The sequence below is a fragment of the Nocardia pneumoniae NBRC 100136 genome, assembly GCF_000308755.1.
GTDB classification, from domain to species: Bacteria; Actinomycetota; Actinomycetes; order Mycobacteriales; family Mycobacteriaceae; genus Nocardia; species Nocardia pneumoniae.
In genome coordinates this window covers 106,497-118,711 of record NZ_BAGF01000075.1, presented here as the reverse complement: position 1 = coordinate 118,711, position 12,215 = coordinate 106,497, and the positions used below count along the sequence as shown (strand labels likewise).

The 12,215-nt window shown below is 66.4% G+C and carries 10 protein-coding genes; 5 read left to right on the top strand and 5 right to left on the bottom strand.

All coding sequences use genetic code 11. From position 1 onward, the window contains the following. Positions 1–34 precede the first annotated feature (34 nt). Both ON34_RS24045 and ON34_RS24040 read right to left on the bottom strand, forming a co-directional pair. A complete protein-coding gene (locus ON34_RS24045) occupies positions 35–655 on the bottom strand; it encodes a TetR/AcrR family transcriptional regulator (protein WP_040783526.1) in 621 nt (206 codons plus the stop codon). Between the two features lie 123 nt (positions 656–778). After that, positions 779–2,134, bottom strand: coding sequence for an MFS transporter (locus ON34_RS24040; protein WP_040783293.1), 1,356 nt, complete (start codon positions 2,132–2,134; stop codon positions 779–781). Between the two features lie 270 nt (positions 2,135–2,404). Here ON34_RS24040 and ON34_RS24035 point away from each other — a divergent pair, with 270 nt between their 5' ends. Then, positions 2,405–4,081: a cutinase family protein gene (locus tag ON34_RS24035; protein WP_040783289.1), complete on the top strand. Its 1,677-nt coding sequence runs from the start codon at positions 2,405–2,407 to the stop codon at positions 4,079–4,081. 120 nt (positions 4,082–4,201) lie between these two features. Here the strand turns inward: ON34_RS24035 and ON34_RS24030 are convergent, their stop codons facing one another. Next, positions 4,202–5,401 carry a lipase family protein gene (locus ON34_RS24030; RefSeq protein WP_040783287.1) on the bottom strand — a complete coding sequence of 400 codons (1,200 nt, stop codon included), beginning with the start codon at positions 5,399–5,401 and terminating at the stop codon, positions 4,202–4,204. A gap of 248 nt (positions 5,402–5,649) precedes the next feature. Here ON34_RS24030 and ON34_RS24025 point away from each other — a divergent pair, with 248 nt between their 5' ends. The 3 genes from ON34_RS24025 to ON34_RS24015 all read left to right on the top strand — a co-directional run bounded on the left by ON34_RS24025 (position 5,650) and on the right by ON34_RS24015 (position 8,550). Continuing rightward, positions 5,650–6,486, top strand: coding sequence for an SDR family oxidoreductase (locus ON34_RS24025; RefSeq protein WP_085997129.1), 837 nt, complete (start codon positions 5,650–5,652; stop codon positions 6,484–6,486). 85 nt (positions 6,487–6,571) lie between these two features. Next, positions 6,572–7,621, top strand: a complete 1,050-nt coding sequence (locus tag ON34_RS24020; protein WP_040783281.1) for a 3-oxoacyl-ACP synthase III family protein — start codon at positions 6,572–6,574, stop codon at positions 7,619–7,621. Positions 7,622–7,623: 2 nt separating this feature from the next. After that, positions 7,624–8,550: a hypothetical protein gene (locus tag ON34_RS24015; protein WP_040783524.1), complete on the top strand. Its 927-nt coding sequence runs from the start codon at positions 7,624–7,626 to the stop codon at positions 8,548–8,550. A 67-nt stretch (positions 8,551–8,617) separates the two neighbouring features. Here ON34_RS24015 and ON34_RS24010 read toward each other — a convergent pair whose 3' ends face one another. Together ON34_RS24010 and ON34_RS24005 are read right to left on the bottom strand one after the other, a co-directional pair. Next, on the bottom strand, positions 8,618–9,967 hold the full coding sequence (locus ON34_RS24010; protein ID WP_040783278.1) for a family 1 glycosylhydrolase: 1,350 nt from the start codon (positions 9,965–9,967) through the stop codon (positions 8,618–8,620). A 73-nt stretch (positions 9,968–10,040) separates the two neighbouring features. Further along, positions 10,041–10,994 carry an AraC family transcriptional regulator gene (locus tag ON34_RS24005; RefSeq protein ID WP_051023036.1) on the bottom strand — a complete coding sequence of 318 codons (954 nt, stop codon included), beginning with the start codon at positions 10,992–10,994 and terminating at the stop codon, positions 10,041–10,043. A gap of 146 nt (positions 10,995–11,140) precedes the next feature. Between ON34_RS24005 and ON34_RS24000 the strand changes: the two genes are divergently transcribed. Continuing rightward, positions 11,141–12,100 (top strand): MBL fold metallo-hydrolase, encoded by a 960-nt coding sequence (locus ON34_RS24000; protein ID WP_245548170.1) that lies wholly within the window; start codon positions 11,141–11,143, stop codon positions 12,098–12,100. Positions 12,101–12,215 lie beyond the last annotated feature (115 nt).

The following is a 12,215-nucleotide window of genomic DNA, read 5'->3' as shown; positions in this document are numbered from 1 at the left end:
GGCCCTCCTCGTGCGGCCGCTCGGGAATGTGAATCTAGGCGGAAGTCGCGTCACTTGGACGAGGTGCGCCGACAATGCGCAGCGCGAGGTCCGCATAGAAATTCGCTATGTCCTCGGGAGACCAAGAGCCGTCCTCGTGATACCAGCGAGCGATATCGATGCCGAGTGACAAAAGGGCAGTAGCGGCCATATGCGCATCCGGTGTATTGAAGACGCCGGTCTCGGTGCCACGCTCGATCAGGGTGCGGAGCTCGCCGTGGATATCGCGGCGGAGGTCCTTGATCTCCTGCTGATGCGGCGCGGCGAGTGCGGCGATCTCGTAGTTCACGACGCGGGCGACGACGTGGGCCTTGGCGTGGTGTTCGGCGAAGTCGTGCATGACCGCGATCAATTGACCGATCGGGTCCTCGGCCGAGCCGACGGCGGCGCGCACGAGATCCAGCGTGGCCTGGTGACCGGTCTTCGAGATCTGATAGAGCAGTTCTTCCTTGGAACGGTGGTGCACGTAAATGGCCGCGGTGCTCAAACCTGCGAGAGAAGTGATATCGCGCGTCGTCGACCCGTGGAAGCCTCGTTGGGCGAACGCAGTCGCGGCGGCCTCGAGTAGTCGAGCACGGGTTTCGTCCGCGCGTGGGCGGTCCTCGGCATCGGTCACCCGCATAGTCTCTCACCTGCGCGTGTGGCGTTCGCCGGCCGCGGCGCCCGCGCACCCCGCCGGAACACCGCCGAGATGGCGAGCCGGCGATGTCCACGACATCGCCGGCTCATTCGAGATCGGTCAGGATGGGACGGAGGCGGACGCATGCCCGTCGGTCGTCACGGACTGCTCCGATGACACGGTTTCCGGCAGGACCCAGGCGCTGCCGAGCGTGCACAGCGCCATGATCATCATGAAGGTGGAGACCGCCGCGGTCGATCCCGTCGACGCGAGCAGCGCGGTCATGAGGAATGGGGTGCCACCACTGACCAGGATCGCGGCCAGCTGATAGGCCAGCGTTATGCCCGAATAGCGAATTCGGGGCTCGAACAGTTCAGCGAGGTACGCCGCCAGCGGGCCGTACACCAGTCCCGAGCCGATGCCGCTGCCGACCGTGGTCGCGATCAGAATCGCAGCGAGCGAACCGGTGTTGACCAGCCAGAAGAAGGGGAAGGCCCAGAGTGCCATGATCGCCGCGCCGGTGAGCATCAGGGGGCGGCGACCCACGCGGTCGGACAGCGAGCCGGACAGATAGATGACGGGCACGCTGACGGCGGAGGAGATCAGCGAGACCGCCAACAAGCCGTTGCGGCCCAGCCCGAGTTCCCGGACACCGTAGTCGAGGACGCCCGCGACGCTGATGTAGAAGACGGCGTTCGTTCCGAACAGGAGGCCGGCGCCGAGGAGAACCTGCTTCGAATGCTTCTTCAGCACTTCGAGGATCGGCGCCTGCGCGATCGTGTTCGTGGCTTCATCGGCGCGCTTCTGGAGCCGACGGAATTCCGGCGAGTCCTCGATGCGGAGTTGGATGAACAGAACCACTATGAACAGGACGGCGCTGGCCAGAAATGGGACGCGCCAACCCCAGGCCAGGAAGTCGGACTTCTTGACCAGTGCGCCGACCAGAAGAAACGCGCCCGTGCCGAGCAGCAGGCCGAACGGCACGCCCATCTGGCCGAAGGTTCCCGCTTGACCTTTGCGGTTGGGCCTGGTCGTTTCGGTGAGCAGCAGGGTGACGCCGCCCCACTGGCCACCCACAGCGATGCCCTGGAGGAACCGCAACGTCACCAGCAGAATCGGCGCGGCCATCCCGAGCGACGCGGCGGTCGGCAGCAGGCCGATCGCGCAGGTGGACGCCGCGACGAGGATCAGGCAGGAGACCAATGCCGGTTTCCGGCCGAACGTGTCGCCGATATGCCCGAACAGCAGTCCGCCCAGCGGACGGGCGATGAAACCCGCCCAGAACGTGCTGAAGGACAGCAATGTACCCATCAGTGGCGATGAATGGGGAAAGAACAGCTTGCCGAACACCAGGGCAGCAGCCGTTCCGTAGATGAAGAAGTCGTACCATTCGATCGAACTTCCCACCAGGGCAGCGGCCATGAGCCGCCGTAATTTCTTCTGATCCGTTGTGCCGGAATCCGTGTTCGGAGTCATACCTAATCTCCAAGTAGAGGGCGAAGCTGATGTGACGCTGGTCACCATCAGTGCGCGGCACGTTACTTGAAGTTGACTTCGAATTCAACTGCTCGGTGGCAGTGATCGGACGCCCTACCCGCCCGGTTACAGCGGTGGCCCGCCGATGCTGTCGCGAGACCGACAATTCGCGCCGGTAACGCCCGCCTGCCCAACCACGACGTCTCTGGTGGCACATGGCTTCGTCGGGGGGCCTGTCCTTTTGCTAATTGATGGAATGGGGATCAGGACGTGGCTTTCCGCGAATTCTTCGCGCGACATCGAATCGCTTCGGCCGTTGTCGCGCCAGCAGTGTTGGGGGTTACGGCGGTCGTCGCCGCCTCATGGGCACTGACATCCACGCCGCACACCGAGGACACGCACCTCACGGCATCCGTGACCGAGTGCCACGACATGGTGACCATCTCGGTCGCCGGTCGCGGCGACACTCCGGTCGAGGGCACCACGAAGATGCTTGTCGACGCCAACGGCAACGCATTGCCCGCCGCGCTGTCCGGTGACCACAGCAGCGAGTGGGTCGATCCGGTCGTCAACGCGCCGGGCGACGCCGTGGATCCGGGCTCGTATGCCGCTGTCTACATCGCGTACCCGGCGAACATGGCCAGCTACGAAGACGCGGTCACGACCGGTGTCGCGAACACCGAACGGGTCATGCGGGAGATAGCGCAGGCTTGCCCCGACACCAAGTTCTCCATCGTCGGATACAGCGAAGGCGCCGACGTCGTCCGCCGCGTCGCGATGCAGATCGGTCATCAGGAGCCGGGCCAGGATGGCGAATACGGGATCGTGGATCCGGCCGACGTCGTCGGTGTCGTCATCCTCGCCGACTCGGGTCGATCAGCGGGGGACGGGCCGTTCCCCGGCGCGAAGGACCCCTTCGGCAGTCCCGATGGCTTCGACCAGCAGTACCAGAACGGCGCGAATCCCGTCCCCGGTCAGGGTGCGCTTCCGGGGACCAGCGGTGACTTCGGTGCGCTGAACGGCAAGGTGGCGTCGTTCTGCTCCGACGGCGATCTCACCTGCTCGGCGCCGGAGAACATCTCCTTGCTGCAGTTGGTGGTCAACGTGGGGCGGCAGTTGAACGTCGACGCTCTCGAGAAAGACGGGCTCACCCCGGCCACCGGGCAGGACGTCGCTGTTGTGCTCAGCCGTATCGCGCTCGCGGCGTTCGCGGACATCCAGTCGCAGCCGAACTGGATGCAGAGCGACGAGACGTTCCTCCAGGTCCTGCTGAGGGTGTCGGACCCGGCATACAAGCCGGGTGAGCCGCCGAAGACTCCGGCGAAGGCGGAGGCGATCTCGACCAACGCGATGTCGCCGCTGGCCTACCTGCCGCAGAAGGTGCTGAACGAGATCATCGGCCTCATCCTGACCAACCAGAACACGATCCCGGTGATCATGAGCGACCCGTACCAGCTCACGCTGGGACCGAACCACACCGGTCACCACTTCGACTACTGGCATGACGCCGATCCGGCCAATGGCAAACCGCTGACCTCCGCCGAGTACGCGGCTGCCTGGCTGACCCACCTGGCGCAGCAAGCGCAGGCGGGCGAGCCCGTCGACCCGACAGCCAAGCCGGAAGCGGCGGACCTCGCCGCCGCGTACAAGGCGGCGGCGACCTCCTCGGCGGCGCCGACAAGTCAACCGGCCACGAGCACGACCGCGTCACCGACCACCACCGCCGTCCCGGCGAAGGCCCAGGTCAGCAGCGCGCCGACCAGCCCGGTCCCGACGACTTCGGCGTCGCCGTCCCAGACGCCGAGCACGACGGTCACCGCGCCGGTGGCGACCTCGCAGGCTTCCGCTTCGGTCGCGGCGCCCACCACGACCACGGAGCCGACTACCACGACAACCGGACCGGCGGCGCCGACCACCACGACCGCCAGCCCGAGAACATCGAATTGACCGCCGCACCGGAGGCGTTGGATCGCGAGCGTAGCCGCGAGGCGACCGTTCGCGATCCGCGGCTCGGCGACCACCACCGGTTGCGGCGCCATCGACATACTCCGCGGTCAACGGTGCCGGTCAGCTCGGCGCGAATTGCTGCTGAAACCAGCGGAGGATCTCTGGAAGGGCGACCCTGGCCGTGCCGGAGTGGTCCACGTCGCCCAGATTGTGCAGCGTGACGTTGTCACTGCGCAGGGCCAGCAGGCAGTGCTCGGCGTTGGTGTAGGGGACGGCATGGTCACCGGTGGCGGCGTAGAGGTGGACGGGCACGCGCGGAGTCCAGTCACAGGTGCCATCGCTGTCGGCGAGCGCCTTCTCGGCAGCGCCGGTCGGGTTGGCGGCCCACTCGAGAAAGCGAGGGGTCAGCAGCCGCAGCGGGGTGATCGCCAACGAGGTCACGATCGTGATCTCGCTCTTGGTGCCGTCGAAGAGCTGTTCGACGCGGTCGGCGTAAGGCTGGTGAAAGGCCTCGGCCGGATTGTCGTAGAGGTGGTGGATCCGATTCATCGATGTGATCCAGTAGGCGAGGAACAGGACCGCGGCGCCCGGAGTGATGCTCCCGTCCAGCGCGGCGGGCGTCTGAACGTGCCGCAGGTCGTATGGACCGCTGATCGGGGCCAGGGCGGCGACCCCGAAGCTCGGGACCGCGCCGCCCTGCAGCGCCCTGCCCAGCGCCATCGCGGCGTGACCGCCCTGGGAGAAGCCGGTCACCAGCACGTTCGGGTCGAACTCGCGACCTTGCCGCGCGGCCAGTGCGGCAGCGGCGCGTAACAGGTCGGCGGAGGCGCTGACCTCGGACGGCGCATGGGTGTACGGATGCCATCCCGGGCCGGTGCCGAGGCCCAGGTAGTCCGGTGCGACCGCCGCGTAGCCCGCGGCCGCGAACATCACCGTTCGCAGCCGGTCGGGCAGGTTGCGGGTATCGACCGATGGTGCGTCACTCTTCAGCACCATGGTCCCGTGCTCGTAGCTGACCACCCGCAATCGGCGCGAATCGCTGCGCGGCAGCACCACCAACCCGCTGGCGGTGGTCGGTTCGCCCTGCGGAGTGATCGTTCGGTACTCGACGCGAACCGCGTCGACACCGTTGCGGACAGGAGTACTGATCCCGCCGTCGGCCAACAGCGCCGCGGTTCGGTCGGCCGGTAGACCGAGCAGAGAAGTGGTCGACACGATCTCGCCCCGGTCCTGCTGCTGCCTGTGCTCGGGGCTTCCGCATCCGGTGACGGCACCCAAGAGGACGAGGACCGCGACCAGACAACGCCTCGGACCGTCCACAGTCGATCCTTCCGATGCTCGTTTGTCGGTTCGACTCCATCATCGCGCCTGCGGTAGGGACAGCGGTGCATGATCACCACACCGATTGCCGCGGCGCTGTACTATGCCGATGCGCGCCGCGTTCCGCCGATCTGAGCGGTCGTCCGATTATGTTCCGGCACCTTGCGTTCGGATGCGATCGGGAATTTTGGTCCCGGCGACTCGTGTCAGCAATCCGCGAGGAAACTTCTATGGCAGGGTGGTCGGCTATGAAGACAATCCTGATCACGGGGGCGACATCGGGTATCGGTCTCGAATCCGCTCGGCAACTGGCCGCGGACGGGAACCGGCTTGTCTTGGTCGGACGGAATCCGGAGAAGCTCGCCGATACGGCGGCGCTGGTTCGGTCCGCGGGGGCAGCGGGCGTCGACACGCTGGAGTGCGATTTCGCCTCGCAGTCGTCGGTCCGCCAACTGGCGAAAGCGGTTCTGGCCGGGTATGACCGGTTGGATGTGCTGGCCAACAACGCAGGCGGCTACTACAAGACTCGCGTCGAAACCGAGGATGGCATCGAAGCCACGTTCGCGGTCAATCATCTCGGGGGGTTCCTCCTCACCGAACTGCTCACCGATTTGATGGTGCGCAGCGCCCCGTCGCGCATCGTGTTCACCTCGTCGGTCATGCATTTCGGTGCCACCATGGATTTCGCGGATCTCGGCTTTCGACAGGGTTATTCGGGTGAGAAGGCCTACAGCCGCTCCAAGCTGGCGAACATCCTCTACACCCGCGCGCTGGCGCGGCGGCTCGAGGGGACCGGGGTGACGGTCAACGCGTTCCACCCCGGTGCGGTGGCGACCGGAATCTGGGACTCGATGCCGTGGTTCGGACAGCCCTTGGTCGCGGTCGCCAAGCGGGTGTTCATGATCTCGGCCGCCGAGGGAGGCCGGGCACTCACCTACCTGGCCGCCGATCCCGAAGTCGCCGCGGTCAGCGGCCACTACTTCCAGAAGAACCGCGTCAAGACTCCGTCGCGCCTCGCGCAGGACGACGCGGTCGGACAGCAGCTGTGCGACGTCAGCGCGGCCTTGGTCGGACTGTCCGGGTAGCGGCGGCGGTCTCGCAGTCCACGGCACCGTTGTCGTCCAGCACCACACAACCTTCGTCGCCGACTGAAGCAGAAAGCAGGGGTCCATGCTTCGTACTCGTTTCGAGTCGATCGGCTCGTACACACCGACGACCATCCGTTCTACCGAGGATCTGATCGCCTCGCTGGCCGTGCCGAGGTCATTGGACCTGGAGCGCATCACCGGTATCAGGAATCGGCGCGTCTACGACTCTGATCCGGACCGGTACGAGTCGTCCTTCGAGCTGGCGTTGCGGGCGATCGAGGACTGTCTACAGCATTCCGGCTACGCGGCCGACGAGCTGGACGTCATCATTTCGACCTCCATCACCCGCACCCGGGGCAAGGAAATCTTCTGTTACGCACCGTCTTTCGCGTCAATGCTGGGCAATGCGATCGGCGCGAACACGGCACGGCATTTCGATGTGTCTAACGCGTGTGCGGGCATGATCACCGGGGTGATGGTCTTGGACCGCATGATCAAGGCCGGCGTGGTGCGCAACGGCCTGGTGGTCAGCGGCGAGCAGATCACACCGATCGCCGAGACGGCCGTGCGTGAGATCAGCGAGCCCTACGACCCGCAATTCGCGGCGTTGACGGTGGGGGACGCGGCGGTCGCCGTCGTACTCGACAACCGCGGCGACGACAGCGACGAGATCCACTACGTCGAACTCATGACCTCCGCCGACGGCGCCGAGCACTGCATCGGTATGCCCAGTGACCGCGGCAGCGGGATCGCGATGTACACCGACAATCGCGCCATGCAGAACGAAGCCCGCTACCAGCGGGCCATCGACCGCATGGCGGATTTTCTCGCCGAGACCGGGCGCACCTGGGAGAGTGAGAAGTACGATTACTGGATTCATCATCAATTCAGCGCGCCCGCCATCGAGTACATCTCGGATCTGACCGAACGGCATTTCGGCACGCCGATGCCGCAGGCTCTCAACGTGCTGCGCGACTACGGCAATACGGCGTCGACCTCGCATTTCCTGGTGCTGCACGAGCATCTGAGACAACAGAAGATCCCCAAAGGGTCGAAGATCCTCATGGTCCCGGCGGCGTCGGGAATCGTCTCCGGATATCTCGCCGCGACCATCTCCCGTTTGGAGGCATGAGCATGGCAACGACGATCATCTCCGCCGCGACGAACTCCGACCCCGACACCGGCAGCTACTTCGAACTGGCCGCCCGGGCGGCGCGCACCTGTGTGGAGCGCTCCGACGTCGGTCTCGACGAGATCGGAATGCTGATCAACGCGGGCGTCTTCCGGGACAGCAACATCTCCGAGCCCGCGGTGGCGGCGCTCATTCAGAAGCGGATCGGCCTGGGGCTCTCCTATGAGGCCGGGCGTGCGCCCACTTTCTCTTTCGACCTGATGCAGGGCGCGACCGGCCTGCTGCACGCCATCGTGACCGCCGAATCCTTCCTCGTCACCGGCGCGGTGGAGTACGCGTTGCTCGTCGCGGGCGACGCCCACCCCTCGACCATGCGCGACGTCGCGGGTTTCCCGTACAGCACCGGCGGCGCCGCACTACTCCTCGGAAGCTCGCCTACCGCAGGGGGTTTCGGGCAGCTGCACAGCTGCCACACCACCGGCTCGGACGAGCCGATCGCCTGGGTGGCGCTGGGCGAAGCAGGGGCCAACGGCCGTTCTGTCATGTCCGTCCGTGCCGGTGACGACGACCCGGTCGATCTGGCCACGGCGGTGGTACGCGCCTGCCTGGACGAAGAAGGAATCGACGGCGGCGATTTCGCCGAAGGGCGCGCGGTGCTGCTTGCCCCCGCGCAAGCGCTCGGATTCCCCGCCCGCTTGGCGGACGCACTCGCCATCCCGTCGCAGTCGGTCGTCGGTTTCGAGCCCTCGATCGGAGATCCCTACACCGCCGCACCGGTGCACGCTTACCTGCACGCACTGAATGCGGGCCTGCTCGATACCGTGCGCACCGTGATCTTCCTGGCCGTGGACGGCGCATCGGCAGCCTGCCTCGCCTACCACCCGCGGGTGGCGTCGCCTACCCGCCAGCCGCTTCTGGCGCGTGGGTGAGCGCGAACGCTGATCCCTGAAAGTCGTCATCTCCTCAGCCTGATCGGGTGGAGCAGGCTCCCGGCGGCTACGGGCCCGCAACCGGGTTCAGGCAGCTGGCTGGTGGATCGACGAGGAAGCAGATGGCCGGGCCGCGGGTGGGGCGGTAGTCAGCGGGGACTCCGCCCGCGGCCACGATCTGGGTGTAGGCGCCGACACCGTCGGTGGGATGGCGGGTGAGCGTCGGGTCGGTGCGCACGTTGACCGTGTAGAGGCCGAATCGTGGTGTGTAGCTGCCCCATTCGTAGTTGTCGGTGAGGCTCCAGTAGTTGTAGCCGATGACGTCGATGCCGTCGGCCTTGGCGCGCTGGATCCAGTAGACGGTGTCACGAAGATGATCGCCGCGACTGTAGCCGTCGGCGCGGGGAAGCCCGTTCTCCGTGGGCATTCCGTTCTCGACGATGTAAATCGGTTTGTTCGGGAAACGGCGCGAATAGTGTTGCAGCGCATAGTAGATGCCTTCCGTCCGCAACGGCAGCTCCCATATGCGCGGCCCCGGCAGGTTCGGCATCGCCGACCCACTGGCCCGCACGATGGAATCGAGCAGCGCCTGCGCCGGATCGTAGGCGAAGTAGTAGTCGACGCCGACATAGTCGAGACGGTCCGCGATGCGGTCGACGACCGCGCCGTTGACCTGGGCGTCCGATCCGGCGACATAGCCGACGTTGCTGGTCACCTGGGCTCCGGGCTGGACCTGGTGGATGTAGTCGTAGATGGCGTTGTGCGCCTGCGCAATCCGCTCCTCCATCTGGCCCGCGTCGGCGGCGCCCCTGCGGACCTCGTGCACGATATAGGCGACCGGCTCGTTCACGGTGACCCACAGCGGATCATGCGATGCGTACCGGTCGACGACCCTGCGCATGTTGACCAGCCAGTCCTCGACCATGCCCGGATTGCGCCAGCCGCCGCGGTCGACGGCCCAGCCGGGGTACACCCAGTGGTCCAGTGTGATCATCGGCCGCATGCCCGCCTGCTCGATACTGGCGATGACCGCGTCGTAGAAGCGGAACGCGCCCGCGTCCCAGACCCCCGGCGACGGCTGTAGCCGGGCCCATTCGATCCCGATTCGGAACACCCGCACGCCCAGGTCGGCCGCCAGGCGGATGTCCGATGCGTAACGGTCGTAGAAGTCGACCGAATCCCGCAGTTCGTCGTACTCGGGGTTCGCGGCGATGTAACGCGTCCAATTGCTGTCGGGGGCATGACCTTCGGACTGGAATCCGGAGGCCGCGACACCCCAGAGGAATCCCGCGTCCAGCGGCGGCAAGGTGGCGGCCGACCGTATCGGTGGCATTGCCGGGGACTGGGTGCACAGTAGCAGGGTCGACGCCGCGGCGGCGAGCGCGGCCAGGACGTACCGACGGAACCTGGATCGCATCGACTCAGGGTAACCGGATACTCACTTTCAGATTGTCGAAATCCGCGTGTCGCGAGATCGCTCTGGTCACGAGCTATCCCGCACCGGCCTCCGGCACTTGGCGTTCGCCGCTTCCGGCCGAACGCGAATCGCGGCGGAAGCGGCCCGGCGCGACGCCGAATTCTCGGCGGAAGGCGTTGGCGAAGCCGAATTCCGAGGCGTACCCGACCTGGGTGGCGATGGCGGCGAGCGGCGCGTCGGTGTCGCGCAGCAGTCGGGCCCCGCTGCTGAGCCGCCACCACGTCAGGTAGGCCATGGGTGGCTGGCCGACCATGGCGGTGAACTTGCGCGCGAAAGCGGTCTTGGACAGACCGATCTCGGCACCGAGGTCGCGCACTGTCCAACGGCGGGCCGGATCGGTGTGGATCTGGTTGAGCGCCGCGGCCAGCAGCGGGTCGGTCAGTGCCGCGGGCCAGCCTCGGTCGGGCCTGCGGGTGGCCTCCTCGTCCAGCCATGCGCGCAGTAGGTACACCAGCAGCAGGTCCATCAGAGCGGGTAGCGCGGAGTAGGCGCCGGGGCGGGGGTTGGCCAGTTCCGCACCGAGGAGATCGACGGCGGCCCGCAGATCGTGGTGGCCCGACGAGGCACGCAGGTGCACGACATCCGGCAGGGTGCGCAGAAACGGATGCGCTTGTCCGCGATGGAGTCGGTAGGCGCCGCAGAGCAGGTGCGCGCGGATGGCGGCCGGGTTGTCGGGGCCTTCGTCCGATCCGCCGGGCGGCTCCGGCGGCAGTTCCTCGATGCCTCGATCGGGGCGGTCACTCATGCCGTGCACCGCGCCGTGCGGCAGGAAGACGACATCACCCGCGTGCAAAGGGATGGGTTCGCCCGCGGGTGGAGTGAGCCAGCACGATCCGTGCAGCAGCACATGGAATCCGGCGCCGGGGTAGGGGCCGAACCGGTTGCCCCATGCTCCGGTGCGTCGCGAGCGGGTGAATTTCGCCTGACCGGTGCGCACGGTAGCGATGACCTCGCTGAAGACGTCCACGATCTCGAGCTTACGAGAAGCAGCCAGTCCGTGGTCTTTTCGCGTATTTTCCGGGTCCGTCGAAGCATGGATGCGACCGTTCGGAGCTCATAGCGTGGGTGTCGCCGCACGACTTCCATTGCGGCGCAAGGAAAGCGAGGAAACACATGAGTACGGCGAACACAGGCGAGAACATCGCGGTGGACACCATGGAGCTCGGGGACGTCCGGATCACCCGCGTCGTGGAATGGCATGCTCCGATCGCGCCGGCAGCGGCGGTGTTCCCCGGCAGCACCGAGCAGATGTGGCGGTCCCATCAGGACTGGCTGGCACCGCACTTCTGGGATCCGGAGACCACTTTTTTCAAGGCATACACCCAAACCTGGGTACTGCGAAGCGCAGGCCGCACTATCCTCGTCGACACCGGCGTCGGCAACGACAAGGAACGCCCCTATATGCGAGTGTGGTCGCATCTGGACACCGACTTCCTGAGCCGTCTCGCGGCTGCCGGTGTCGAGCCTGAGGACGTGGACGTCGTCGTCAACACCCACGTGCACGCCGACCACGTCGGCTGGAACACCCGCTTGGTGGATCGCGAATGGGTACCGACGTTCCCGAACGCGGAGTACCTGATCGCGCGGGCGGACTTCGAGTTCTGGAACCCGGTCAACGGATACCCCAAGCGTGGTTCGCTGGGCGGCATCAGCGGCGCGCTCGGCAACCAGAACATGTTCGAAGACAGCGTGCTGCCGGTACACGAGCACGGTAAGGCGGTGCTGTGGGAGGACTCCTACCGCATCGACGAGAACTTGGTGCTGGAACCCGCGCCCGGCCACACGCCCGGCTCGGCCGTACTGGTGCTGGAGTCGCGAGGTGACCGGGCTCTGTTCATCGGGGATCTCCTGCACACTCCGCTGCAATTCGTGGAACCGGAGTGCGAGGCATGCCTGAGCGAGGACGAGCCGGCGGCCGCGCGGCAACGACGCCGTTTTCTGGAACGAGCCGCCCACACCAACGCATTGGTGCTGCCCGCTCACCTGCCCGGCCCGGGCGGCGCGCTGGTGCGCCGCGAAGGCAGCGCGTTCGCGGTCGAACGATGGGCGCCGTTCAGCCCTTTCGGTTTGTGACGGACGGCTTCTGGTTGGCGGCAGGATTCGCCGATGCGATCGTCTCCTGGGCGGGCTCGCCGTGATACTCGTGCACGACCCGCCACCAGACAGCCCTGACGGGTTACGCGCCAGA

Coding starts and splice junctions, on each gene's coding strand:
- ON34_RS24040 (WP_040783293.1), bottom strand. CDS start 2,134: ATGACTCCGAACACGGATTCCGGCACAACGGATCAGAAGAAATTACGG.
- ON34_RS24025 (WP_085997129.1), top strand. CDS start 5,650: ATGAAGACAATCCTGATCACGGGGGCGACATCGGGTATCGGTCTCGAA.
- ON34_RS24020 (WP_040783281.1), top strand. CDS start 6,572: ATGCTTCGTACTCGTTTCGAGTCGATCGGCTCGTACACACCGACGACC.
- ON34_RS24015 (WP_040783524.1), top strand. CDS start 7,624: ATGGCAACGACGATCATCTCCGCCGCGACGAACTCCGACCCCGACACC.
- ON34_RS24010 (WP_040783278.1), bottom strand. CDS start 9,967: ATGCGATCCAGGTTCCGTCGGTACGTCCTGGCCGCGCTCGCCGCCGCG.
- ON34_RS24000 (WP_245548170.1), top strand. CDS start 11,141: ATGAGTACGGCGAACACAGGCGAGAACATCGCGGTGGACACCATGGAG.